Here is a 26,061-nt window from a genome sequence, read left to right on the forward strand (position 1 = left end):
TAATACATTTTTTCATTCTTACATTTACTTTACTGTTTACCCGATGACCTAAAAATATAGCGATGACCATCGTTAAAGATAGTTTTGCTATACTAGATAAGCAGTCTTAATCGCCGTTATTAAATTTTATGCATGATCCAGTCCTCGAATCACATCATCCTATATGTGATAAACCTCAAACACGCCGTGGTATCGAACGTCGTTTAGCACTATTGTTAAGCGCAACCGAGCTGTTTTTGGAAAAAGGATATGATGCTGTTTCTTTAGATGACATCGTCAACCATGCAGGTGGTTCAAAGGCCTCTATTTATAAATATTTTGGAAATAAAGAAGGACTTTTTACCGCTATTTGTGACTATAAGCGTGAAATGTTTTTTAAAGATGTGTGTATTCCATTTCAGCCAGAGAAAAGCACTTTAAGAGAGTACCTAGTTCAAACACTTAATCGTGTTTATGTTCACATTATTCAACCTGAACATATTGCGTTTTTACGACTTATTATCGAACAGACCGAATGTAATACGGTCCTCATACAATACCTATATGACAAATGGGTACATAATCTACAAAACACACTTACTCAAGCATTAGAATTTGCGGATAAATCAGGAGAAATTACATGTCCTTCTCCTTATCATTCTTCACTCATGTATTTTGGGATTTTACGCGATATTGAATGGCGTATGATTATGGGCATGCCTGCCCTACCAAATGAGAAAGAAGCTTTTGATTATATTGAATATTGTGTAGATATTTTTTTAAAAGGCCACCATAAAGTCTAATTCTTTTGCATTTTGAAATGCTTATAGTATAGTAGACTTCTTTTTTCCCACATCCACCCAGCCAACAACAGATAATTGTTGTATTTAAAAGACAATTATTATGGAGTAGCTACATGGCTTTAAGACATTTCCTGACTTTACGTGATCTATCTACATTAGAACTCAACCGCGTCTTACAGCGCGCAAGCGAACTAAAAAAAATGCAACAGAGCAATAAGGTATATCAACCTTTTGTTGGTAAAGTATTAGGAATGATTTTTGAAAAATCGAGCACACGTACTCGTATTTCTTTTGAAGCCGGTATTAATCAATTTGGTGGTAGTGCTATCTTTTTATCGCCTCGTGATACACAGCTAGGCCGTGGTGAACCAATTGAAGACTCAGCACGCGTTATTTCAAGTATGCTTGATATTGTGATGATTCGTACTTTTGGTCATGACATTGTTGAACGTTTTGCATCTTATTCAAAAGTTCCTGTCATTAACGGTCTGACCGATGACCACCACCCTTGTCAATTACTTGCAGATTTGCAAACTTATATTGAACATCGTGGCAGCATTGAAGGTAAAACCGTAGCCTGGATTGGTGATGGCAATAATATGTGTAATTCATATATTGAAGCTGCACATTTAATGGGTTTTAAATTAAAAATTGCTTCGCCAAAGGGTTTTGAGCCTAAATCTGAATTTTTAGCAGAGTTTGGACATTGTGTTGAGCTTTTTGATAATGCTGAAGATGCGGCTGTAAATGCTGACCTTATCGTTACAGACGTATGGGCAAGCATGGGACAAGAAGAAGAACAAAAATTACGTAAGAATGCATTTGCAGCTTTTCAAGTCAATGAAAAACTGATGAGTCTTGCACATCCTGATTGTTTGTTTATGCATTGTTTGCCAGCACATCGCGGTGAAGAAATTTCAGAAACCATGCTTGATCATAAAAACTCAGTTGTATGGGATGAAGCTGAAAACCGTCTACATGCGCAAAAAGCTTTAATGGAATTTTTATTGAATGAAAATTTGAAAAAAGCTTAATCTCGATATAAAAACAGCATCTTCAAGGTGCTGTTTTTTTATTTCTATAAAACTCTTATTTTTCTTGTTTATTTTTTAAAATTTTTCACGATGTTGCTGAATATATAAACAGTCTATATTTCAACTACACTCTAGAATCGTGTATAACATTCTACACAATAAGCCAAGCCTACTCTTGTAGAGTGCGATTATGACAACCCTTGAAGAATCACTATCTCAGATCCCTGCATTTTCAATTATTCATGAACATTTATTTAGTTCAGCACAACCCTCCGTTGAACAGCTCAAACTTATTAAAGAGTATGGCTGTAGTACCATTATCAATTTAGCTTTGACAAACTCACCGAATTGTATTGAAAATGAAGATCAGGTTTGTCTTGAGCATGGTTTAAATTACATCCATATTCCAATTGACTGGGAAACACCATCTTCTGACCAATGCTTATTGGTTTTAGATTTAATTGATCATTTAGTTCAAAATGAAATTGTTTGGGTACATTGTGCCAAAAATAAACGTGTAAGTTGTCTTATGTATGTCTACAGACAATTTTATATGAATATGGACATGCCAACTTCTCAAGATTTACTGCACGAAATATGGGAACCCAATGAAACTTGGACAGGATTGATCCACAGTATTACCTTACAGCTACAAGGCCGTAAGGCTACCTTAGAACTTCAGCAGTCTTTGCAACAAACTGATGATTTAGTTTAATTAGAGATTAATACCGTTGCTGTTGCTAAAATTCCTTCTTGGCGACCAGTAAACCCGAGTTTTTCGGTAGTGGTCGCTTTGATGCTAATTTGATTTAAATCTACATTCAAAACATCTGCAATGCTTTGTCGCATCTCTAAATTATGTTTCGCTAGTTTAGGACGTTCACAAGCTACCGTAATATCGGCATTATTCAAACGATAACCACGATCTAAGATTAACTGATAAACGTGTTTTAGCAGTACACGGCTATCCGCTCCTTTAAACTCTGGATCGGTATCTGGAAAATGCTGACCAATATCGCCAAGCGCCAGTGCACCGAGTAAAGCATCACATAACGCATGTAACACGACATCACCATCAGAATGTGCTTTCAAGCCATGCGTATGTGGAATCTGAACGCCAGCTAAAGTTACGAAGTTACCCTCTTCAAAGGCATGCACATCCATTCCTTGTCCAATACGAATTTGAGCAACCATATCAACTCTTCCCTTCTATAAAAACTTAAGAAATCTTGTATTCAGCTGTTGTGTTTCGCTATAGTACACTTAGCAAAGTAGACTGAAAGTATAAGCGATCATGCCGTCGAATACTGATATGAATCAATTGAAAAGATTAAGTTTTGTCGTGACATTGAGTTGTTTATGCTCATCGCTTGTTTTTGCGGAATCTATCGACTGCTCTAAATCCAAAACAGAGCTCAAAATCTGTTCAAAAACCTTTAGTGAAGCACGTAAGCAACTCAACAATAAATATCTGTCTGCATACCTAGTCACAGATGCACCATTAAAACTTTTACAAGATACACAGACTTTGTGGTTTAGACATACACAACAATGTAAAACCAATTCATGTTTTCAACAGCAGTTTGATGTACGTGGAGATGATTTAAATTTTTATGCATCACTTAAACAAACCCTAACGCAGCATTATCTTAAATTTGAAAATGGACATATTGCTTCCCAACCTGTTCATTTACAAATACATCAACTTGCTAAAGATAAAATCAAAATTGAAGGCTTAGCATACCGTAATCCAAATAACCGAAAAGATGCTCAAACTATTTCATTAATGGCTTACAGCTCTCCTGAGCAAAAAAGTGAAATTTTAGATAATGAGCATCACTGTAAATACAAGTTTGATTTTCAAAAGGCCTTACTTGTTGTAAAAACCCAGCAAAAAGGCTGCGAACGATTTACGGGTGTTTATCGCCTATATGATTAATTGATATGAAACAAAAAAAGCCAGTGCATCTACACTGGCTTTTCTTTTCTAAGCTGGATATTTTTGCAGAATATCTTGACTCACCAAAACAGCTGTCGCTGCTGACAAAGTCCAGCCTAAATGTCCATGTCCCGTATTATAAAAAACTCGTGGCTGCTTAGACTGTTTTACGACTGGTAACATATTAGGCATCATTGGTCTTAAACCTGCCCAAGGCACAACATGCTCAGTTGAAATGTCAAAATTACGGTTCACCCAATTCACTAGAGGTTGAATCCGATCCGCTCGAATGTCTCGATTATAGCCGTTAAACTCAGCTGTACCTGCGATACGTAAACGATCTTGACCCAAACGAGACGTTACAATTTTGGCGCTTTCATCAAGTAAACTGACCCATGGTGCATTTTTAATACTTTTCTCGTCTTTCAATTGGACAGTAATTGAATAGCCTTTAACTGGATAAACATTTACACGCTCACCGACCATATCAGCCAACTGATAACTTCCAACACCACCACAAACAACCAAAACATCACCTTCTAATTGAAAGCTATCTGATTGAGAAAGATGAGGATGTTCAGCACTTGGCTGACAATTCAGCACTACTTTATCTGTATGACACTTAATATCAGTAACTTCCAGACCAAATTTATACTGAACCCCATATTGTTTAGTCTTCTCAGCTAAAGAAGTCGAATACTTATGAATGTCTCCAGTTGCATCACTTGGGGTGTAATAACCACCAAAGTAATCACCAGTTAAAGATGGCTCGATTGACTTCATTTCTTCAGGTGAAACTGAATAACGCTCCAAAGTACCTTTGTTTAAGACATCATTCACTTGTTTAGCAATGTCATAATCAGCCTTGCTGTGGTACATATGAAGAATACCGCGTTTCTCCAAATCAAATTGAAGCTGCTCTTTTTCAGCGACTTCAAACAAGCGCTTACGCGCGAGCAATGCTAAGCGAACAGTTTCTATGGTATTGGCCTCATAGTTTTTAATATGAGATAGAAACTCAACTAACCAGCTATATTTGTGCAAACTAAAAGAAGGGTTAAGTAATAGAGGAGCATCTTTTTGCCTCATCCATTTAAAACCTTTTATAACGGTCGCTTTCTGGTTCCAGACTTCTGCATTACAAGCAGATAATTGCCCTCCATTTGCAAATGATGTTTCCATAGCTGGATAAAGATGGCGATCAATCACTGTGACTTGGTAACCTAATTGAGATAATTCATAGGCTGAAGTAACCCCGGTGATTCCTGCACCAATCACAATAACATGTGGCATAACAGACTCCTCTGAAATGCAAAAACATTTCATCAGTACAGCCCATCTGTCATTTGTACCTGAGAGTTTCGACCTAAATACTACCTTTTAGTATTTCGATCTTCCCCTTCGGTGAGTTTATGACTTATAAGTTTTTATTCTTCATCTTATAAATCTTAAGCTTCTCTCCAGATTTTTTAATTATTACAGTCCCTTTTGCCTGAGAGTTTCCGGGCTTGTTGCTCCTTCGGCGGGTTCCTAAGAACCTCTCTCCCGCAATAATTTTGTATTTATATAAGCAATGTATCTGCCACTTTTAAAAAAACGCATTCTTTTCTTGTAAACTTTTGTACAGCAATCTAATTAAATAGAAATGTATTTGATTTAATTATAAAAAAAGGTGAATTATTTAAATTCACCTTTTGCAATTTATTAAAGCTTTCCTTCAAGCACTTGGTCAGAAACTAGACCTTTCCATTGCTCTCGCAAGGTTGGTAAATAAAACTTCTCACCAATTGTGACCAATTCAGCATCAATCAATGCATGAATTTCGTGCATAAAAATATAATCCAACGCAACTAAAGAAAGCTGATGATTTTTTTGTGCTACTTTTTTACGTTTCACTTGAGCTTGTTTAATGAGCTCATTTGCAAAATTTTTATCTTTATATGTAGTGATTGCATTTAAACGAAGCTCAATAACACCCCAACCCGCCAACAATTTTTTGAAAATTTCAAAGTCTTTTGTTGTTGACTCCCAAGTTACGTTTTCCAGATCATTATCTTCTGGCAAAACAGGTAACAGTAAATCACCAGTACTTGGAAAAATCTTTTTAAGATTTAACAGAAATTTAACAGGCTGATCACTTGGGTAATCATTAAACTGCACATGTTGTTGAGTATCTGTTAAATAAATCGAGAGCATTCAAAAAATCCTTAGCTAAACAACTGTTTATTATGTGTTTAATTTCAATATCGCAAAATAAATGCAAATTAAAAACAATACAAAAACAGGATAAGGTGGGCATTTTAACAATTATGACAGCTTATTCAACTCTAAGTTGGTTTGATTAAGATATATAAGAAAAATTAAATTCAAGTAGCTTTGCAAACAACGCTTATATAAATCAATTGCTCAAAAAGTGAGTGAGTATTAAATATACTAAAACTCAGCCTCTTATTAAGATTTAATGTTACAATACAGTGATTTACTCAATTTCATCTGGCTCTCAAAGAAATGAATAGATCACAGTTAATTTTATTATTTTTAAGTATTACTACTTTTTCTTCTTCTGTATTTTCTGAAACGATGACTCCCCCAATTAAGCAAGAATTTTATGAACAAGAATCAAATCGCCATAGAAGTATGCTTGAAGTAAATAATAATTCAAATCATAAGTTTAGCGAATCACAACACAATCCTTTTCACTCCGATTCACGCAAGCAAAAAGTAGATTTTTTTGAAATTGCCAAGCAATACCAAGAAGATAGACCTCAAAATACCTATTCCCACTCTCCTGACCCGACAGTAAATATGAGCGATCATGATCGAAGTCTCTACTATATTAGAAATCATGATGATATAGGTCTTAAAAGGGATATTCGTATTCAACAATATAGATCATTAAAACAACAATACGATAAAGGGGTTATTTCCAATGATGAATACAAAGAGAAAGTTTACAAAATTTTAAAATAAGCTTTTATATATTTTGAAGCCTTCTTTTAGTCGAGGGCTTCTATAATAGTTTTGATATAGATTGTTAAAAATCTTTAAATAACAAAGATTCATAGTAAATAAGCAATAAAAATTAAACAGTTTTAACTGCTAAAAGAAGCCAGACTATTCAAATCTTCTCTACACATAAAGGAGAGATCAATGAAGATCCGCGCTTCACGTACCTATTCAACGTATTCAAATCATTACTTTATTTCGAAAGAATATGAATGCAGCGTTATTCCACTAAAAGGAATGTGCTTTACCGATCTTGGTTTGACCGAAAATGGTGTAATCGCACCTATAGAAATTACAGAGGTGACCATAGATCCAGCCTCTAATTCATATCATGTTCTTTTAGCAAAAGACGCGCACGAATATATGAAAGAAGAACTAAAAAGAAAATTTGAAGAAATGAAAGCAAATGGTTGGGAATATATAGAAGATCTACTAGTGTAGTTTTTATTTTCAACCTATACGTTAGAGCACATATAAAAAGCTCTAGATTTAATGTGTAAACATAATAGCCATCAGTAGTACTGTACATTCAATACAAAATGATACTGCTGATGGCTATATAGACCGCTTATTTACTATTTGGCGAAACCATTTTTTCAGGTTTAACGACTTCATCAAATTGTTCTGCTGTTACTAAACCAAGCTCAACAGCCACTTGTTTTAAAGTCTTATTCTCTTTATAAGCAGTTTTCGCTACTTTTGCAGAGTTTTCATAACCAATAACTGGATTCAATGCAGTAACTAACATGAGAGAGTTATGCAAGAAGTGGTCAATTTTATCGCGATTAGGTTCAATTCCAACCGCACAGTGATCATTAAAACTATTACATGCATCGCCAAGAAGCTGAATAGATTGCAATAAATTATAAGCAATCACTGGCATAAATACGTTTAATTCGAAGTTACCCGAAGCACCAGCGATATTAATAGTGGTATCGTTACCAAGCACTTGTGCAACCACCATAGTCATTGCTTCACTTTGAGTTGGGTTCACTTTACCAGGCATAATGCTTGAGCCTGGTTCATTTTCAGGAATGCGAATTTCACCAAAACCACAGCGTGGGCCACTTGCTAACCAACGAATATCGTTAGCAATCTTATTTAAGCTTACTGCTAAAGTTTTTAATGCGCCTGATGCAAAAACAGCAGCATCACGCCCTGCAAGTGCTTCAAATTTATTAGGAGCAGTAACAAATGGCAGACCCGTTAAAGCGGCAAGCTGAGCTGCGGCCTTAACAGCATAGTCAGGATGAGCATTTAAACCAGTTCCTACTGCTGTACCACCCAATGGCAACTCATACAAACCAGTTAAGGCTTGTTGTAAGCGTACTAAACCATGCTCAAGCTGAGAAACATAACCGCTAAATTCTTGGCCTAAGGTTAATGGCGTGGCATCTTGTAAATGAGTACGGCCAATTTTAACAATATCTTGAAATTCATCGGACTTCTTCTGCAAAGTCGCTTTAAGCTGCTCTACGGCTGGAATTAGTAATTCATTAATTTGCAAACTTGCCGCAACGTGAATAGCCGTTGGAAATGAGTCATTGGTAGACTGTGCACGATTGACATGATCATTTGGATGTACTGGTTTTTGTGCACCCAGCGCTTCGCCTAATTTTTGGTTGGCAATATTGGCAATCACTTCATTACAGTTCATGTTGCTTTGCGTACCAGAACCTGTTTGCCAAACTACAAGTGGGAACTGTGAATCCCATTTCCCTGCAATCACTTCTTCGGCAGCTCCCACAATGTATTGACTTAAATCTTGTGGTAACTGTCCTAACTCGGCATTGGTTATTGCTGCTGCTTTTTTTACCAATCCCATCGCTCGAATCATGGCACGGGGTAAACGCTCCTGCCCGATTTTGAAGTTCTGTAAGCTACGTTGGGTTTGTGCTCCCCACAGTGCTTCATTTGGAACTTCAATCTCACCCATAGTGTCATGTTCAATTCGTGTTTGCATAGAAACCTCGGTTATCTGGTTAAAGAACTCACGGGCTGAAGCAATTTTTGCTTTGGCTAGTTAATTTTAGTATCGTACTCAAGCATTCCATTATTGTAAATAAGAATCATTATCCTATCTTCCATTTAATGTATTTTGATAGAATCTCCACTCATCTTCAATCATTTGCTTCAAAGTTCGTTTCGGATCCCATTGTAATAAAGTTTTTGCTTTTCCTATATTTGCACCAAGTTGAGCTAACTCTTCGTGCTTATAAATTGCCGATTGTGTCGGAATTTCAGCTTGGGTCACTTGTGAAATTTCATCTAATAATTGACGAATTGAATGTACTTTGTCATGTGCAATATTAAAAGCTTCACAGCAGTGAGTTTGGTCACGCAACCAATGTAGAGTTGCTCTTACCGCATCACATACATCTAATACATGTAAAAAGCTACGTTCTACTGTATGGTCTTCGGTCGAAACCTGATCTTGTAATTCAATTAAATCACGCTGCACCGCTGCAACTTGTAATGCAAGCGGTACAATATTTTTAGGGAGCTGTGCAACATATTCACCTAATACACCATGCTCAAAAGCACCTACAATATTTGATAGGCGTAGGATTGCAATTTTCCATTCATGATCAATTTTATGAGTATCTCTAATGATTTCTTCAATCATCTGTTGAGATTTGATATATGGATTAGGATAACCGTAGTTGAAATCTTCTGTTTCGCTTAACTGCAAACCAGATTTTCCATAAACTGCCAAACTAGATAAATGGATGAAATGACGAACACCTGTACGTTGCATCGCACGCAATAGGCTCATAATGCAACTGACATTATCGTTGTAATATTCGAGCGGTTTTAAATTAGACTCTTCAATAGATTTAAAACCAGCTGTGTGAATGACTGCATCGATTGAGTACTGTTCAAATACTTTGTTCAATGCAGGTGTATTACGTACATCAAGTTTAACAAACGGAACGTACATACCAGAGATGTATTCTAACCGCTCAAGCGTTTGCAAGGTCGAGTTAGCCAAATTATCGACAATAACCACTTCTTGGCCTTGAGCCAACAGACTCAATGCAATGTGTGAACCGATAAAGCCTAAACCACCTGTCACTAAAATCATTGTATACTTACCTTTCTCTTAATGTATCTACGCCCATTTAGACGTATGACCATAGTGAATTCTCAATGAGTACATTACTACTAATAACCTCTGCTCCTACTTCAATCCATGCTTGGCATGCACTGGGCCTTGCTCAGGCACTCAAAAGTAAAAATGAAGACTTTCGTGTATTCTTTTACCAAGATGGCGTTCAAGTTGCGAATGACTTTCAGTGGGTTCCTGACGACCAGCGTAATTTAACGCATGAATGGCAAAAGCTCGCGATCCGACTTCCTGTTTGCGTTAGCGCTGCTCTTGCACGCGGGATTACCGATGCAGAAAATGCGAGTCGCCATCAACTTAGTCATCACAACCTAGCGAACAACTTTGAGTTGGTTGGACTAGGTGAACTTGCTGATGCAGTACAGTCAGCCTCTCGTCTTCTTCAATTCTAAGTTACTTTGTTAACTTAGATTGTTGCTTTTAAAAGGTATATTGTGTGAAAACTGTACTCGTTATTTTGACCCAAGCCAATCTAACCAGCCTACAAGTCAATGAAAGCCTCGCCGCTACTATGGTTTTAGCAACCTTTGGCTCACCAGTCAAAGTATTATTGAAAGATGCAGCTCTTAGCCTCTTACAAAATGAACATAACTTTGACCAGTTGCAGCATGCTTTTAAAATTGCTTCAAACATGGTGGATAGCTTTGAGTTTTATGACTTAAGTCCAATTCTTGTTGAGATCAAAAATAAACAGCATCCTTTTGTTCAAAACAGTGAGCAGGAGCTAGAGTTTGTTCAGTTAGATACTGAACTCATCCAATCTTTCGATCATGTCTTATATTGGTAGATAAAGGTGTAAATTTAATGACGCAATCAACACTTTATCTGGTGCAAGCTTCTTATCACCATACCCCTCGTATTATTGAAGAACTTGAAAAGCTTTTTCATCAAGACGATCAGATTGTTTTTATGGGCGATTCAACCGCACAGCTTTCCGTAGACATTTGTCAGCAGTTTGGCTCAGTTTCTTGTTTAGCTCATGAAAAAGATTTAATTGATGCAGAAACCTTGGCTCACGTTAAGGTATTAAACTATGACCAGTTTGCAGATCTGGTTTTACAATTTAATCGATGCATTTCTTTGAAGTAATATTGTTAGGCTCATTTTTATGAATTTAGAATTAGATCAAGATGGTCATTTAGTCGACTATACGATTTGGAATCCCGAAGTCGCACAGGAACTCGCCAAATCTCTCGATCTTGAATTAACAGATTGGCATTTTGAAGTTTTAGCTGCGGTTCGCCAATTTTATCAACAATTTGGGCACTCTCCTGCAACACGCCCTCTGATTAAGTTTTTAATGAAAACCGTCAGTCCTGATATTAATAATGCTGTTTTACAGCAAAAATTTAATACTGGTTTAGTTGCGCGCCATCTCAGTCGTTTGGCAGGCATTCCTAAACCAGCAAATTGTTTATAAATTTTTATGCAAACTTTTTAGCGGCAGCGACACACAAAATTGTTACTGCCGTTACCATTAACATCGACCAACTTACATGTTCATGTAATAACAGTGCGGCAATCGCGAGTCCCATTAATGGTTGTAAAAGTTGTAGCTGGCTAATTGCAGCAATACCGCCTTGAGCAAGACCTTTGTACCAGAAAAAGAACCCGATAAGCATACTAAATAAAGATACGTAAACCAGTCCTGCTATCGCTGATGTAGATACATGTTGGAAGGAAACAGGCATGTAAAAAATAGTAGCAAACAGCATAATCGGTAAAGCTAAAATAAGCGCCCAACAGATCACCTGCCATCCACCTATTTTTTTCGAAAGTACTCCACCTTCTGCATAGCCAAATCCACATAGAATAATTGCAATCAACATATATAAATCGCCGATGCCAAAAGATGCTTCACCCGACAAAAAGAACATGTAGGTAAAGACAACCAAACTGCCTAAAATTGCAAATATCCAAAAAAATAGATTTGGCTTTTCTCCACCTCTTACAACAGCGAATATAGCAGTAGCGAGCGGCAAAAGACTCACAAAGACAATTGAATGTGCTGCATTCATATATTGCAAAGCAAGCGCCGTAAATAATGGAAAACCCACCACAACACCTAAAGCAACTATTGCGAGTGGCCACCAATCTTGCTTAGCTGGTCTTTTTTCTTTAAGCAAAAAGATAAGAGTTAAACCTAAAACGCCCGCAATAACTGCTCTTGCCGCCGTCAGAAAACCAGGATCAAAACCGGTGACCGCAACACGGGTAGCAGGCAGTGAACCTGCAAAAATTGCAACCCCTATAAAACCGTTCACCCAACCATTCATAAACTTTTGCATATTATTCTCCGCAACTATACGAAGAATTTAAGCTGTGATATGGTGTTGATACCAGATACAAAGCAGTACAATTTTAAAAAACTGTTATGTATAAATAAGCAGTACAGTTAGAGATAATTAACGTGAACCAGTCAAAAACAAAAATCGAGTTTGTTATTTCACAGATTGAACAACAAATTAAAAATCGTTCTTTAACACCAGGCTCCCGTTTACCTTCTGTACGCAAGCTAGCAAAAGATTTAGGTTTTTCAGTTTCTACGATTGTCGAAGCTTATGAGCGATTAATTGCCGTAGGTAAAATTGAATCTCGTAGTGGCTCCGGTTTTTATGTTGTGGGACCGCTTGCCCCTTTAGCTTTGAGTGAATTAGGCCCTAAATTAGATCGCTCTATCGATCCATTATGGATTTCACGTCAGTCCTTAGAAGCAAAACCTGATGCGTTTAAACCCGGTTGCGGCTGGTTACCAAATGACTGGATGCCACTTGAGAGTATTCGCAAAGCTTTAAGATCTGCTACACGTAACGAAGATGATAACTTAATGGGCTATTCGTCACCTTTAGGACTGCCAGCATTACGAGATTTGCTTGCTAGACGAGCACAAAGTAAAGGTATAGAAGCAAACTTGAACCAAGTTCTTTTAACCGATTCTGGCACTCAAGCAATTGATTTGGTTTGTCGTTTTTTACTTAAACCAGATGATGTAGTTCTAATTGATGACCCTTGCTACTTTAATTTTCATGCTCTACTTAAAGTTCATCAAGTTAAAGTTATTGGCATTCCCTATACACCAAACGGACCAGACATAGAGGCATTTAAAGAAGCGATTGAGACCTATAATCCGCGGCTTTATATTACAAACTCTGGAATACACAACCCAACTGGTGCAACACTCTCACTTTCGATCGCTCATCAATTATTAAAACTCATTGAGCAGTCTAATTTAATTGTGATTGAAGACGATATATTTTCAGATTTTGAACATACTTCAGCGCCACGGCTTGCAGCCCTAGACAACCTTTCACGCGTGATTTTTATTGGAAGTTTCTCTAAAACGCTCTCTGCTTCTATTCGCTGCGGCTATATTATTGCGAAACCAGAATGGATTGATCAAATTACCGATTTAAAAATAGCCACCAGCTTTTCTCACAATGGACTCTCAGCCAAGATTTTACACACAGCTTTAACCGATGGTTCATACCGTAAGCATCTAGATTTATTAAAAGTTCGTTTAGCTCAAGCCATGCAAGAAACAATCGCGAAGCTTAAATCGATTGGGATAGAACCGTGGATTGAGCCCAAGGCCGGAATTTTTGTGTGGTGTCGTCTACCGGAAGGTGTAGATGCAGCGAAGATTGCCCGTTTTTGCCTGAATCGGCAAGTGATACTCGCCCCGGGTAATGCCTTTAGCCAAGCACAATCGGCAGGTCAATTTATCCGTTTTAATATTACACAATCAAATCATGATTATATTTATAAGACCCTTGCAGAAGCACTTCTACAAGAGTCAGTAGAGAAACAAGTTTAAGCCTGTTTTTGCTTTTGTTCCATATAAGCAAAATAGCCTGGCCCAGCCGAAACCTGAACTTGTTTTGCATGTAATGGTTCACGACATACTGAACACACCATAACAGGTTCAAACTTATGTCCACATGCTTTGTGACGATATTCCAAAGGTTTACCTAAACCTTGGTCCATCCATTTATCTGCCCAATTCGCCATAGATAAGATAATTGGATAAAGCTCAAAGCCTTTATCCGTGAGACGATATTCAAAGCGTTCCTGACGGTCAAAATAAGGCGCTTTCACTAAAATTTCGTATTCAACCAACCGTTTTAAGCGATCGGAAAGGACATGACGAGTGACACCTAATGATTTTTGAAAATCATCAAAACGACGAATTCCCATAAAAGCATTACGTAATATTAGCATCGTCCATCGATCACCAATCACTGATAGCATACGGGCAACAGAACAAGGCTGATCACCGATGTCATCCCATTTCATCTTTATGCTTTCCTCAATATAAAACTGGCCTACTTGCCTTATTATTTATACCCTAAACCACTTAATATGTTATATGCAATATTCAGCTTAGAAATAAGTTTTTAGTATATTTATAAAGGTTATTTTTTAAAATAACAGTCACTAAAAATAGTTATAAAATATAATTAATCCATCAGTATGGATTAATTATATACAGCTTATTTATAAGTTAATTTGAAATAAAGAGTCCCTTTAGCACCGTTCCTGATGCTAGTTTTGTATTCGCAGGAATACGGACTAAACTATTGGCTTGCATAAGGTTACTCAGCATATGGGACTGCTGCTTGGCCAAACTTTTTACTTTAAGTTGCCCTGCATCAAAATAAGCATACATTCGTAAAAAACGCTCACGTGCATCTTCTTTTAAATCATGCTCTAAAATTGCGGTAAACCATTCTGGTCCCTGTCTATTGCCCTGCAATGCATCAAGCAAAGATTTGCCGTAAACTTGCATTGCGACATATACCGCAGCCGGATTGCCCGGTAAGCCTAACAAATAACAGGAATGGCTAGCTTGTGAATTATAGTATTCGGCAAAGAATAAAGGTTTACCCGGTTTTTGTTTAACTTTCCAAAAGATTTGTTCAAATCCAACTTCGAAAGCACAGGGCCGAACAAAGTCGTAGTCTCCTACCGAAACTCCGCCAGTCGTTATAACAACATCATAGCTGTCTTTTAGCTGGTTAAAGTAATGGGTGACCTGATCTGCTTCATCTGCCACATGAATGAGTTCAACATCTAAACCATAATCTTCAAACCAAGCTTTTAGTAATGGGCCATTTGCATCAAAGACTTTTCCATCGATTAAATCTTCTGCCGTTTGAGCAACTTCATCACCCGTGATCAAAACAGCGACTTTCGGTGCACGATAGACTTCAAGGGTTTGCACACCTGCCATACTTAAAGCAGCCAAGCTTCCAATATTTAGAAACTGACCTACTTGAGCAAGTAACTGCCCTTGCTGGATTTCTTCTCCGGTAAAGCGGATATCGGCTTGAGGGCGTATATGTTCCGTTAAACAAATTTCTTGAGCCGAAATAACCGATACGATTTCTTGCCGTGCTACATGCGTTGTCCCTTCAGGAATTTTGCCGCCCGTAAATATACGAATCGCCTGACCTTCACCGAGTATGTCATGACTCTCGCTTCCGGCACGAATCTCACCTGTGACTTGGAACTTTTGATTATTTAAATCTTCTGTATGGCTACAAAGTGCATAACCGTCTACCGCACTTTGAGAAAAGCTAGGTAGATTAATTTCAGAGTAAATCTCTTTGGCAAGATAACTACTTAGGCTATTTGTTAGAGTCTTTTGAATAGAGCTTAAGTTTTTAGGCTTATTAATAACTAAATCTAGCGCTTCATCTATACTGATTAATCCACGCTCAGCACCACAACCTGACATTATTCATAGCCTCCTGGATGCGGTAAATCACGGCAAACATCAAAAATATGGACTAATGCGGGTAAAATAGCGGCCATTGATTCGCTTGCTCCACCACGGCTTCCCGGTAACGTCACTACTAACGAACGGTCAATAAACCCTGCTACTCCGCGTGACATAGCAGCGTATGGCGTGCGTTTTTGTCCAAATGAGCGAGCAGCTTCCATTAAGCCATCTAATTTACGTTCTAAAAGAGGCTCTAGCGTATCAACCGTAATATCACGCTTACCAATTCCTGTTCCACCCACGGTCATAATACAAGCATACGATTTGGTGAGTTCTAGAACCAATTCTTTGAGATCATCTGCTTCATCAGGCAAAATTTGGTAATGGATCGGATCAAATCCAGCTTCAGTTAAAGTTTCAACTACAGATTTTCCGGCCGTATCCGGCTTTCTACCCGCTGCTACGGTATCTGACAATACAATAACCGCAGCCGAAACAGGCTGACGCAATACCCGTTTAAAATGGGATTTTCCGCCTTTTTTCTTAAGTAATTTACATTGATCCATCCAGAGTTCTTCTGGTTCACAATGAGGCTTTAACATATCGTAAATAGTTAAGCCTGCAAGGCTTGCCGCCGTCAAAGCTTCCATTTCTACACCAGTTGGTCCAATGGTCTCAACGACAGCAATAATTTTTACAAAGTCATGTTCCAATTCATATTCTACATCTGCCCGATAAATCGGTAGCGGATGACATAGTGGAATCAGCTCATCAGTTCGTTTTGCTGCCAAAATTCCTGCAACACGTGCTGTTTTTAATGCATCACCTTTTTCCGTGTTTCCTTGTCTTAATAGTTCAATACAGTGCGGTGGTGCATATAAAATCGCTTGTGCTTCGGCAACACGATAACTTTCCGGCTTCATTCCTACGTTTTTCATTATTTATCCTAATATTACATATTTCAGTGTGAGTGCTCATGGCCGGCATGATGATGGTGATGTTTGTGCTCGTGCGGTGCATCCTTACGAATACAACAGCCCTCTACATAATGACTTGTGCCATCTATAAAAAACTCTTCTTTAAAGACAGGTACTTCATGCTTTACCCGTTCGACCGCTTCCTCACATGCCTGAAAAGCTTCACGGCGATGGGCTGCATACGCAATCGCAATAATGGCTGTTTCGCCCACATCTAAATATCCAATCCGATGAACCACTCGCACATAAGATACCTGATACTTTTTCTCAATTTCTAGTTCAATTTCACGTATCATTTTTTCTGCAAGCGGTTTATACGATGTATATTTCAGCGCCTTTACCGCTTTACCTTCGTGGTGATTACGAACCGTACCCATAAAAATATCGATACCGCCACATTCAGGAAAAGACTGAATCGGATCAAAAGTATCCAAGCTTAAAGCCTGCTCTTGTATTCTTGCGAACTCTTTCATGACTCATCCTCCGGCAACGGGTGATAATAAAACCAAAGTGCATGGCTCACTTAAGACAGTTTGTCTGGTTATGACATTATCACCAATCGCACATGCACATTTTTCCATGGCTTTTGTAGATTCCGGATGCAATAAAACAATTTCATCCAATACATCTTTAACTAGACTATGGCTAGGACAAACTAACAAAAGATTTTCAGGAAGCAATTTTTCAATTGCACCAAATGCTTCGACTTTAATTTGGATAGATTGTTGCATTTATCCCCCAAGCATATGCATGCTGATTTTACGGGTTTGTTGATGTTGTAAGGCATGGAAACCTTTGGCTTTATGCCAGATATAAGGATGAACCAAATTCTTTAAATTTTGGATATACACACCATATTCTGGAGTATGTTGTTTGCTTACCAGCGTTTGAAGCTGAGGCTTAATATTTAAGCCTTGCGGCGCAAATAAACAGTTATATAGTTCGCCTTTTGCGGTAAGCCGTATACGGTCACATTGGTGGCAAAATGAATGTGTAATTGTGGAAATAATTCCTAAATGGTAGCTACCGTTAATTAGATATTGACGCGCTGGCTCATGTTGCTGCTCGATGACTTGTACCGAATAATACGGTTGCAATACCTGTAAAATTTCAGCCTCACTTACCACATCTTTATTTGACCAAAGTGCATCACCATCAAGCGGCATAAACTCGATAAAACGCAAAGGAATATGATGAGCAATTGACCATTTCACCATAGGTAAAATTTGATCATCATTTCTATCTTTCATTAACACGCAGTTAATTTTAAAAGGTAATCCTACTTCTTTTGCAGCTTGTATCCCCTCTAAAACAGGCTCCAATTTTTTCTTGGTCAACTCTTTAAACTGAACAGGATCCAAACTATCTAAACTAATATTTAAATCATCTAATCCAGCATCTTTTAGCTGCTTAGCATGTTTAGCAAGGTAATGACCATTGGTAGTCATCGATATACGTTTTAAACCTAAACTTTTTAAAGACTGTAGATCTCGAATGAAATGAACAATACCTTGACGCATTAATGGTTCACCACCCGTAATGCGAATACTTTCGATACCTTGCTGCACCATAAAATGACAAAATTGGAAGAGCGCTTCAAAACTAAGCAAATCTTGTTTATTTAACCATTCTGGATGCTCAGGCATGCAATATACACACTTAAAATTACAGCGATCAGTTACAGAAATTCGTAACTTACGCTTGATACGCCCATATTGATCTTGCAGAAGGCTTGGCGCAGTTTCAGAGTGATATTGTTTCATCATTTGCACTCATATCGAGAACAGTTCAAATATTGCGAGCACCGATTATGAACAATCAAATAGAAAAAATTGCGCCTAAATAGTGCTTTGCTTTTTATGCAAAATTTGTTCCAGCTCTACTTATCTTCCATAATATTTAACTTTTTATCGGTTTTTCACCGCGCCTTCTCAAGAACAATTTAAAAATAAATCTCGAGTTAGCGCGGTAAAATGTATGTTTTACTTGATTCTATTTCTAACACTTTTCTAAACGGATGGGTACATATTTATGGTACGGCGTTTTCGACAATGGATCACAATGTTCAGCAGAAATAAGTAAGTTTAATTGTGGTCCAATCGGTTCTCCATTTTGAAATCGCATACCATAGCCGTGTGGAAGTGATACGACACCTCTTCTCATCCCATCATCCAACTCAATAGCTACCTGAATTTCTCCATGCGCTGAGATACATTTAAGCTGCCCTCCTGCATCTACATTTAAGTGTCTTGCATCTTCAGGATGAATACGCAGTGCACCTTCTGCATCTACTTTTCGCCAAGCAGGGTCACGGTAAATTTGGTTGGCGTTGTAGCTACGGCGTTCACCTGACAAAAGGATGAAAGGAAACTCTTCAACATTAACGTTATGGCTTTTCAATCTTGCGAGTTCACTTAACATCTCGGGAATTACAAGACGTATTTTCTTATCTTTATAAGCTACCAGTTTCCAGACTTCGTCATATTCATGTTGCGATAAAACCATACCTGAACGTTGCTTTAATATCTGCTCAAATAGTTTGACACCTTGTGTTAAGGGATTACCTTTATAACCTGCACGGCGTACCGCTTTGGTATGTAAAACAGCATATTGAATAGATAGCGGCAATAAAAAAGCAACTGAATCTGCAGAATTGCCAAGTCGTTTACCAAGAGTTCGATAAATAATAGAGGCAGCAAAAGGGATATATTTTTTATGTCGTGCTAAGGTAAGTCCTAGCGCCGACAAGTAGGGTAAGTAGGCTGTTTTTTTCGAGTCGACCGCAGCTATTTTTTCTAAAATTGGAAAATTCTTCGGAATAGCATTCATAGCTTCCAGTAATCGAGTATAAATTTCGGCTTCCGGTAAAGTGTTTGCTTGAGCAGCCAATACGGGATGACGCAGGTGAAAACCATTCTTAGGAAATTCCAAGTTAAAACCAGTAAATTCCCATTTTTCAAACTGAGTATGAGCAGGCAAAATATAGTCGGCGAGTCTCGCGGTTTCTGTCATCGCAACATCAACTACCACCAGCAAATCTAAGGTTTTAAAGGCTTCCTCAAAGGCAGGTGTGTCAGGGTAAGTTAATAGTGGATTACAACTATCTACAAACACAGCACGAATTCGCTTTTCCCCTGCTTTAAGGATTTCATCGGGTAAAATATTAGGTGGGAAAAACCCGGAAATCGGGAACATTTTATGATAAACGCTACGTCGATATTTTGGTTTTCTTTCATCCGTATCGGTCAAAATTGGAATAAACATGGTATGCAAATTATTGGTACCCTGTTTTCCAAAGTTCCCTGTCAGTAAGTATAAAAGCTTTTCTAAATAACCATTTAATGTTGTATTCAAAGTATGTTGAATACCTAAATCGATACGTACACAGCCTCTTTTTGCCTTTGAAAAATCTCGAACAAGCTGATAAATCAAATCGACAGATACATCAGCTTTAGCAATATAGTCTTCAATCGGGACATGGTTAAATGCAGCTTTTACTTCTTCAAACCCATGTGTATGCTGCTCAATAAACGCTACATCATAAAGCTTTTCTTTAATAATGATCGCAATCATGGCCGACATTAAAAAAGCATCTGTTCCCGGTTTTAGCTGCACGTGAATGTCTGCTTGTTTTGCCGTTTCAGTAACACGCGGGTCGAACACCACCATGGTTCGGTTCGGATCTTTCTTAATATGTTTTAGCGTGTCTCGTGCGTTGGGAATACCATGTGCCTGAAACGGGTTCGTTCCAATAAAAAGTACGTAATCTGCATGTTCAACATCTTCTGTAGTATGGCAAGCCTGACTACCGAACAGGCGGCCATTGAGCCAGAAATCACCTGTTTTTTCTTGGGCAAGTGAGTTATATGCATAATAACTTTTCATAGCCAATAAAAGTTGTCGGCCATAAGCTGCACCGAGGTGGTTACCCTGTCCACCGCCCCCAACCGAAGCAAAAGCAGTGCCGCCAAATTTATCTCTAATCTGAACCAATTGATTGGCAATTTCTTGTATCGCCACATCCCAACTAATTTCTTGAAACGAGCCATCTGGTTGGCGTTTTAAAGGTGCGGTCAAACGGTCTGCATGTTTCTGATAATGCTGTAATCTTGCGGCTTTTTGGCAAATGTAACCTTGAGAAAATGGATGCTCAGGATTACCTTTAATTTTGACAAATTGGTTATCTTTAATTTCTACGCTCAAACCGCAGTTTCTTGAACATAAAATACATGCGGTCACATCTGTTTTACTTTGCTGAGCTGCGTCCATCATTTTTCTGGCTCCGTTTATTTTTATACATCTGGCTAGAATGAAAATAACAAGTTCCAAAATAGAACTTAAATTCTAAACAGTCAATAACTCAAAATTTAAAAAATGATTTCAGATTATCAATGTAAATTTTAAATCGATATGATTGAAGTTCTAATTTGTCGAAAAAATCTCTTTAAATGCTTTAATTTGTTTGTATTGTTGAAGTTCATCTAAAGAATTAATGCTATGGAAAAATAAGTTCTGCTTTTGAAAAATGGCTACTTGTGCATGTAAAAGTTTAAAGCAATTTTTTAAACTCAATTGTTGCTTATCAATTTGCTGCTCTAGAACCTCTAAACTTTCACGTTTTAACAAACAAAATGGGTATAAAGCATCTCCGTTAATCGAAACGTAAGCTGCCTGAGCCTGTTTATTTTTGCGAAGTGCGCTGTGTAATTTCGCAACGACTTGCGTAGGTATGTAGGTCACATCACAAGGAATAAACAAAACATAATCTGCCTTTACATGTGACCATGCACTTTTCATCCCCATAAGCGGGCCGAAAAAACCGGAAGCATCATCTTGAAAACATTTAATATCTGGCACAATACTTTGATAGATTGAATAGTCTCGATGACTATTCACCCAAATTTCAGATACTGAAGATTTTAGCTTTTGGTGAATCTTAAGAAGTTGCGTATCGCCATCGAATTGCTGCAACAGCTTATTTAAACCATTCATACGGCGGGCTTGCCCACCCGCCAGAATGACCAGATCAGTTATGGGATATCCCTTATTCACACTTCTACCTCTTGCTGGCAAGCTTTAATTAAGCCACGGATTTCAGGTAAACATGATCCACAATTGCCACCAGCTTTTAAACAAGCAGTGACCTGTTTTTCATGAGTAATGTTTTGTGTTTTTATTGCTTCGATAATTTTATTCTTACCTACTTTAAAACAACTACACACCAAAGGCCCATCATTATTGGTAGCCGACATTGGCATACCTGCTAGTAAAGCTTTACGGTGCAAGGCGCTCAAACGTTCTCGTTTAAACAGACTTGCTACCCAGTCACGGTCTGGCAATAAATCTGGCGGTGCAATATATAGACTTGCAATTACAATGCCATCTTTCAAAATAACGCTATGGCTCAGCTGTGAAGAAATATCTTCTATGCTTAACCATTCAAAGGTTTCATCAGCAAATGGCAAAAAGCTTTTCAGATTCTTTTGAGTATCATTAAAAGTTTGGCGGTCTGCAAGTTCATAGCGATTGGTTTTCACCATTTTGACTTTGGTCCACCATGCACAGTGATGTAGCGATTCTTGAATGTGCGAATCGTATCCTTCACGAATATAGAGCACGCCTTGCCAAGTGGTATAGAACGGCTGAATGGTTACAGGCGTATGTTTGAACTCGGGCTCACCTGAAATTGCATCAACTTCTGGATTAACGACTTTACCAATACGGGCGTCGGATGCGACCTGTTCAGTCCAGTGAATCGGTGCAAAAATTTGCCCACGACGGTCACCTGATGAGAATGTCACGCGTAGTACACAACTGCCCCATTTCGAACGAACTTCTACCAAGCCTTGATCACGTACACCAAACTTCAATGCATCACTCGGATGAATCTCACAGAATGGTTCAGCACGATGACTGGTTAAATTTGGCGACAAACCAGTACGGGTCATGGTATGCCATTGATCACGAATACGTCCCGTATTCAAAATGAGCGGATAATCTTCTGAAATTGCATGTACCGGATTAATTGCAACAATCGGAATCAATTTTGCCTTGGTATTTTTGTGACTAAACTGGCCCTTGCCAAACAGTTGTTGAACAGCTTTAGCGTCCTGGTTTTTACTCCAGACTGGCCATTGCACTGGTTGTAGAGCGTCATACTCAGCAGTACTTAGGCTCATTAAACCTTTTAAATTGAAATAACGAAACGTATCAGTTTGCTCACGTGTATTGATGTCCGCATTATCTTGTGCTGACAAAGCCGCATGTTCATTAAAAATATCAACAGCACTATTAAAATCAAAACCTTTAAAGCCTAATTTTTTCGCAACTTGACTCACTGACCACCAATCCGCTTTTGCTTCACCCGGCGCAGGTAAAAAAGCACGTTGACGTGAAATACGGCGTTCGGAGTTGGTTACTGTACCGTCCTTTTCACCCCAACCTAAAGCTGGAAGTAACACATCAGCGTAAGCCGTAGTATCGGTATCCGCACAGATATCTGACACCACAACCAATTCGCATTTCTCTAAAGCACGTTTCACCTGATCGGCATCTGGTAAACTTACCACCGGATTGGTTGCCATAATCCAGATGGCTTTAATTTTTCCAGCTTCAACAGCACGGAACAAATCAACAGCTTTTAAGCCAGCTTGAGTTGCAATAAATGGGCTGTCCCAAAAGGTTTGCACTACTTTTTGATGTAAAGGGCTATCTAAGTCCATGTGTGCCGCTAGCATGTTGGCTAAGCCACCCACTTCTCGACCACCCATAGCATTGGGCTGGCCTGTCATTGAAAATGGTGCAGCGCCGAGCTTTCCAATTTTGCCTGTTAGTAAGTGACAGTTAATAATGCTGTTGGCTTTATTCACGCCCTGACTTGATTGATTCACACCCATTGAAAATAGCGTGATTACCTTCTCAGTCTGCGCAAATTTCTCAAAGAATTGCTGTAATTTATCGAGTGCAATTCCTGTACGCTTTGCCACATATTCCACATTAGCTTCTGGCTCGCTGCTTATCAAAACCTCTTGCAAACCTTCAGTATAGGCATCCACAAAGGCCTGATCGGCATGACCATTTTGATATAGATATTGGAATAGTCCGTTAAACAATGCGACATCTTGGCCCGGTAAAATCGGTAAATGTAAATCCGCTTGTTCACAAGTACTGGTAAAACGTGGATCAATAACCACCACAAACATATCTGGATTGTGGCTTTTAGCCTGCATAATCCGCTGATATAGCACAGGATGGCACCATGCAGTATTAGAACCAACCAAAACCACCATGTCTGCATGTTCAAAATCTTCATAACTTGCAGGGACAATATCCTCACCGAAACTACGTTTGTGACCTGCCACCGCAGATGACATACAAAGACGTGAGTTGGTATCGATATTTGCAGTGCCCAAATAACCTTTTACAAACTTGTTCACCACATAATAGTCTTCAGTCAAAAGCTGACCTGAAACATAAAATGCAATGCTGTCACGACCATATTGATCGATACAAGATTGGAATTTATCAGCAATTTTATTGATTGCCGCATCCCATGTCGTTACCACCCGATCAGCTTTGCGCCCCATCATTGGTTGTAAAACACGTGTTTCTAATCCCAATGTATCCGCGAGTCGGCTACCTTTAATACATAAGCGTCCAAAGTTGGAAGGATGCTCAGCATCCCCCTCAACTTGTACCAGAGGTCCTTGAGGTTTTTGTTGGACGTTTACACTAACACCACAACCTACACCGCAATATGGACATGTTGTTTTAGTTGTTTTTGCAACATGGTCGGAGCTATCGATTTCAACGCTTGGAATACTATTCATAACTGCTCCTTTCCCTATTTAGCCTGCATTTTTTAATGCAAAATCTCGACCAAATAGCAGCTTATTTCTAAATGAAGAAACAGGAGTTTGATCTGCAATTAACTCTGCATACCACATGCCATCTTCAGTATCACCGAACAGTACTGCACCGATTACCCGATCGCTTTGAATGATAATACGCTTATAAATCTGGCGTTTTTCATCGTTCAGAATAATGTCTTCATAATCATCTTTCGGTTCAAAATTACCAGCAGAGAATACATCGACACCACTGACTTTTAACTGAGTCGGCACAGTTGGTGCTTTAAAAGTTAAGCTGCCGTGTTCAGCCAAATGGGTCGCGCAAATAAAAGCTTGCCCCCATAGTGGCTCAACTAAACCAAAGGTCTGTCCACGGTGTTCAATACACTCACCCACCGCGTAAATACTTGGGTCAAATGTTTGCATGGTGTCATTCACTAATACACCACGATTGCAACGTAATCCTGCACTTTGCGCCAAAGCAATATTTGGACGAATGCCTACTGCAAATACCACAAGGTCAGCATCTAAGACCGTGCCATCTTTCAAACGGATTTGTTTGACATGACCATTTTCATCACCAATTAACGCCTCTGTATTGGCTTCGGTAATAATATGAATGCCTTTTTGCTCAATACTATGACGAAGTAATTGACTTGCACGCCCATCAAGTTGACGTTCCATAATACGGTTCATCAAATGTAGAACTGTGACATTCATACCGCGTTGTTTTAAACCGTACGCTGCTTCTAAACCAAGTAAACCACCGCCAATCACCACGGCGTTGGTTTTTGAACCGCAGTATTCAATCATGGTGTTGACGTCATAAATATCGCGGAAAGTTAACACGCCTTTTAGGTCAACACCTTGAACTGGTGGAATAAATGGTGCCGAGCCTGTTGCCAGAATCAAACGATCATAATCAACTGTCTGACCTTTTTCGGTGTAAACCACTTTACGCGGGCGATCAATTTTTACGGCTTTATCACCGGCAATAAATTTAATGCCTTTATCGTCGTACCACTTCGGTGGATGCAACATAATATCTTCAATGGTTTTCTCACCCGATAAAACCGGAGACAACATAATACGGTTATAGTTACCCCATGGTTCTTCACCAATCACCGTAACTTCATAACGGTCTGGTGCCATATCGAGTAAATCTTCCAGACAACGCATCCCTGCCAAACCATTTCCGATCAGCACCAGTTTAAGTTTGTCTTGTGATACACCTGTATTGGTAATATAAGTTTTTTGCGGCACCGCGTTGACCCAAACACGGCCATCAACAATTTTGCTCGGATAAACTGCCAATTTTTGGTCTTTATCTTCTAAACAACGGCCCGTAGCTAAACTGAAATGTTGTTTATAAATTGGTGATGCAACGACGCGTTCGCCTTGTAAATCACCAATAATCCCGCGGCTCATCACATTCGCTTGGCTAAACGGATCTTTATTGCTCAGTACATAAACACGTTTTTCATGCCCCACACGGAAGATTGCAACCGCTTGGCCGCCCACTAGCGCTCCCGCACCCGTGTTTGGGGTTAAATCATCGAGTGCACAAACGTCAATCCATTGATCATCAGGAAGCATATTTTTGTCTTGTACAATATTCATAGAA

At 38.7% G+C, this 26,061-nt stretch carries 27 protein-coding genes and 1 riboswitch; of the genes, 11 read left to right on the top strand and 16 right to left on the bottom strand.

The window, feature by feature from the left end:
• Positions 1-128: 128 nt before the first annotated feature.
• From ACH63V_RS07265 to ACH63V_RS07275, 3 genes are all read left to right on the top strand, one after another.
• Positions 129-782 (top strand): TetR/AcrR family transcriptional regulator, encoded by a 654-nt coding sequence (locus ACH63V_RS07265; RefSeq protein ID WP_174735374.1) that lies wholly within the window; start codon positions 129-131, stop codon positions 780-782.
• Positions 783-895: 113 nt separating this feature from the next.
• Positions 896-1,816 carry an ornithine carbamoyltransferase gene (gene argF, locus ACH63V_RS07270; RefSeq protein ID WP_396463116.1) on the top strand — a complete coding sequence of 307 codons (921 nt, stop codon included), beginning with the start codon at positions 896-898 and terminating at the stop codon, positions 1,814-1,816.
• Positions 1,817-2,006: 190 nt separating this feature from the next.
• Positions 2,007-2,531, top strand: coding sequence for a protein tyrosine phosphatase family protein (locus ACH63V_RS07275; protein WP_396463117.1), 525 nt, complete (start codon positions 2,007-2,009; stop codon positions 2,529-2,531).
• On the opposite strand, the gene ispF is transcribed toward ACH63V_RS07275, so the two are convergent.
• Positions 2,528-3,010: a 2-C-methyl-D-erythritol 2,4-cyclodiphosphate synthase gene (gene ispF, locus ACH63V_RS07280; RefSeq protein ID WP_004701182.1), complete on the bottom strand. Its 483-nt coding sequence runs from the start codon at positions 3,008-3,010 to the stop codon at positions 2,528-2,530. The two genes, ACH63V_RS07275 and ispF, sit on opposite strands and share 4 nt — an antisense overlap.
• Before the next feature lie 100 nt (positions 3,011-3,110).
• Between ispF and ACH63V_RS07285 the strand changes: the two genes are divergently transcribed.
• Complete coding sequence (locus tag ACH63V_RS07285; RefSeq protein WP_396463118.1) at positions 3,111-3,755, top strand: hypothetical protein; 645 nt, start codon at positions 3,111-3,113, stop codon at positions 3,753-3,755.
• Positions 3,756-3,803: 48 nt separating this feature from the next.
• Here the strand turns inward: ACH63V_RS07285 and ACH63V_RS07290 are convergent, their stop codons facing one another.
• Both ACH63V_RS07290 and ACH63V_RS07295 read right to left on the bottom strand, forming a co-directional pair.
• A complete protein-coding gene (locus ACH63V_RS07290; protein WP_396463119.1) occupies positions 3,804-5,048 on the bottom strand; it encodes a D-amino acid dehydrogenase in 1,245 nt (414 codons plus the stop codon).
• A 176-nt stretch (positions 5,049-5,224) separates the two neighbouring features.
• A riboswitch (glycine riboswitch) is annotated at positions 5,225-5,313 on the bottom strand.
• Between the two features lie 146 nt (positions 5,314-5,459).
• On the bottom strand, positions 5,460-5,951 hold the full coding sequence (locus tag ACH63V_RS07295; protein WP_263613905.1) for a hypothetical protein: 492 nt from the start codon (positions 5,949-5,951) through the stop codon (positions 5,460-5,462).
• Between the two features lie 312 nt (positions 5,952-6,263).
• On the opposite strand from ACH63V_RS07295, the gene ACH63V_RS07300 reads away from it, so the two are divergent.
• Both ACH63V_RS07300 and ACH63V_RS07305 read left to right on the top strand, forming a co-directional pair.
• A complete protein-coding gene (locus ACH63V_RS07300) occupies positions 6,264-6,725 on the top strand; it encodes a hypothetical protein (RefSeq protein WP_396463120.1) in 462 nt (153 codons plus the stop codon).
• A gap of 180 nt (positions 6,726-6,905) precedes the next feature.
• The gene (locus ACH63V_RS07305; protein WP_396463121.1) at positions 6,906-7,202 is read left to right on the top strand and encodes a hypothetical protein; all 297 of its coding nucleotides are present in this window, start codon (positions 6,906-6,908) and stop codon (positions 7,200-7,202) included.
• A 127-nt stretch (positions 7,203-7,329) separates the two neighbouring features.
• Here the strand turns inward: ACH63V_RS07305 and fumC are convergent, their stop codons facing one another.
• Complete coding sequence (gene fumC, locus ACH63V_RS07310) at positions 7,330-8,724, bottom strand: class II fumarate hydratase (RefSeq protein WP_396463122.1); 1,395 nt, start codon at positions 8,722-8,724, stop codon at positions 7,330-7,332.
• Between the two features lie 114 nt (positions 8,725-8,838).
• The gene (gene galE, locus ACH63V_RS07315) at positions 8,839-9,846 is read right to left on the bottom strand and encodes a UDP-glucose 4-epimerase GalE (RefSeq protein ID WP_396463123.1); all 1,008 of its coding nucleotides are present in this window, start codon (positions 9,844-9,846) and stop codon (positions 8,839-8,841) included.
• A 65-nt stretch (positions 9,847-9,911) separates the two neighbouring features.
• On the opposite strand from galE, the gene tusD reads away from it, so the two are divergent.
• From tusD to ACH63V_RS07335, 4 genes are read left to right on the top strand one after another with little or no spacing between them, the layout of a single operon-like run.
• On the top strand, positions 9,912-10,280 hold the full coding sequence (tusD, locus tag ACH63V_RS07320) for a sulfurtransferase complex subunit TusD (protein WP_000105718.1): 369 nt from the start codon (positions 9,912-9,914) through the stop codon (positions 10,278-10,280).
• A 44-nt stretch (positions 10,281-10,324) separates the two neighbouring features.
• A complete protein-coding gene (locus ACH63V_RS07325) occupies positions 10,325-10,675 on the top strand; it encodes a hypothetical protein (RefSeq protein ID WP_032048183.1) in 351 nt (116 codons plus the stop codon).
• Positions 10,676-10,692: 17 nt separating this feature from the next.
• Positions 10,693-10,977 carry a DsrH like protein gene (locus tag ACH63V_RS07330; RefSeq protein ID WP_174744930.1) on the top strand — a complete coding sequence of 95 codons (285 nt, stop codon included), beginning with the start codon at positions 10,693-10,695 and terminating at the stop codon, positions 10,975-10,977.
• A gap of 19 nt (positions 10,978-10,996) precedes the next feature.
• Complete coding sequence (locus ACH63V_RS07335) at positions 10,997-11,308, top strand: TusE/DsrC/DsvC family sulfur relay protein (protein ID WP_001047539.1); 312 nt, start codon at positions 10,997-10,999, stop codon at positions 11,306-11,308.
• 4 nt (positions 11,309-11,312) lie between these two features.
• Here the strand turns inward: ACH63V_RS07335 and ACH63V_RS07340 are convergent, their stop codons facing one another.
• Complete coding sequence (locus ACH63V_RS07340; RefSeq protein WP_348888121.1) at positions 11,313-12,176, bottom strand: DMT family transporter; 864 nt, start codon at positions 12,174-12,176, stop codon at positions 11,313-11,315.
• Positions 12,177-12,298: 122 nt separating this feature from the next.
• Between ACH63V_RS07340 and ACH63V_RS07345 the strand changes: the two genes are divergently transcribed.
• Positions 12,299-13,702, top strand: a complete 1,404-nt coding sequence (locus ACH63V_RS07345) for a PLP-dependent aminotransferase family protein (protein WP_396463124.1) — start codon at positions 12,299-12,301, stop codon at positions 13,700-13,702.
• Here ACH63V_RS07345 and ACH63V_RS07350 read toward each other — a convergent pair.
• From ACH63V_RS07350 to nirD, 10 genes are all read right to left on the bottom strand, one after another.
• Positions 13,699-14,181 carry a helix-turn-helix domain-containing protein gene (locus ACH63V_RS07350; protein WP_000870671.1) on the bottom strand — a complete coding sequence of 161 codons (483 nt, stop codon included), beginning with the start codon at positions 14,179-14,181 and terminating at the stop codon, positions 13,699-13,701. The two genes, ACH63V_RS07345 and ACH63V_RS07350, sit on opposite strands and share 4 nt — an antisense overlap.
• 208 nt (positions 14,182-14,389) lie before the next feature.
• Complete coding sequence (locus ACH63V_RS07355) at positions 14,390-15,625, bottom strand: molybdopterin molybdotransferase MoeA (protein WP_140951339.1); 1,236 nt, start codon at positions 15,623-15,625, stop codon at positions 14,390-14,392.
• Positions 15,625-16,548 (bottom strand): bifunctional molybdenum cofactor biosynthesis protein MoaC/MoaB, encoded by a 924-nt coding sequence (gene moaCB / locus ACH63V_RS07360; protein WP_000799981.1) that lies wholly within the window; start codon positions 16,546-16,548, stop codon positions 15,625-15,627. Before moaCB ends, ACH63V_RS07355 begins: the two co-directional genes overlap by 1 nt.
• A gap of 23 nt (positions 16,549-16,571) precedes the next feature.
• Positions 16,572-17,060 carry a molybdenum cofactor biosynthesis protein MoaE gene (locus ACH63V_RS07365; RefSeq protein ID WP_396463125.1) on the bottom strand — a complete coding sequence of 163 codons (489 nt, stop codon included), beginning with the start codon at positions 17,058-17,060 and terminating at the stop codon, positions 16,572-16,574.
• Between the two features lie 3 nt (positions 17,061-17,063).
• Entirely contained in the window at positions 17,064-17,318 is a 255-nt protein-coding gene (locus ACH63V_RS07370) for a MoaD/ThiS family protein (protein WP_001187658.1), read from the bottom strand.
• Positions 17,319-18,359 carry a GTP 3',8-cyclase MoaA gene (gene moaA / locus ACH63V_RS07375; RefSeq protein ID WP_085941333.1) on the bottom strand — a complete coding sequence of 347 codons (1,041 nt, stop codon included), beginning with the start codon at positions 18,357-18,359 and terminating at the stop codon, positions 17,319-17,321. It abuts the gene before it with no gap.
• 226 nt (positions 18,360-18,585) lie between these two features.
• Positions 18,586-20,859, bottom strand: a complete 2,274-nt coding sequence (locus ACH63V_RS07380) for a molybdopterin-dependent oxidoreductase (protein ID WP_396463126.1) — start codon at positions 20,857-20,859, stop codon at positions 18,586-18,588.
• Positions 20,860-21,009: 150 nt separating this feature from the next.
• Entirely contained in the window at positions 21,010-21,639 is a 630-nt protein-coding gene (locus tag ACH63V_RS07385; protein ID WP_001032653.1) for a molybdenum cofactor guanylyltransferase, read from the bottom strand.
• Complete coding sequence (locus ACH63V_RS07390; protein ID WP_396463127.1) at positions 21,636-24,416, bottom strand: molybdopterin-dependent oxidoreductase; 2,781 nt, start codon at positions 24,414-24,416, stop codon at positions 21,636-21,638. The genes ACH63V_RS07385 and ACH63V_RS07390 overlap by 4 nt, the downstream gene beginning before the upstream one ends.
• A gap of 18 nt (positions 24,417-24,434) precedes the next feature.
• The gene (gene nirD, locus ACH63V_RS07395; protein ID WP_396463128.1) at positions 24,435-26,057 is read right to left on the bottom strand and encodes a nitrite reductase small subunit NirD; all 1,623 of its coding nucleotides are present in this window, start codon (positions 26,055-26,057) and stop codon (positions 24,435-24,437) included.
• Positions 26,058-26,061: the final 4 nt, after the last annotated feature.

It is taken from the genome of Acinetobacter sp. ABJ-A23_2, assembly GCF_044538765.1.
Taxonomy (GTDB): domain Bacteria; phylum Pseudomonadota; class Gammaproteobacteria; order Pseudomonadales; family Moraxellaceae; genus Acinetobacter; species Acinetobacter nosocomialis_A.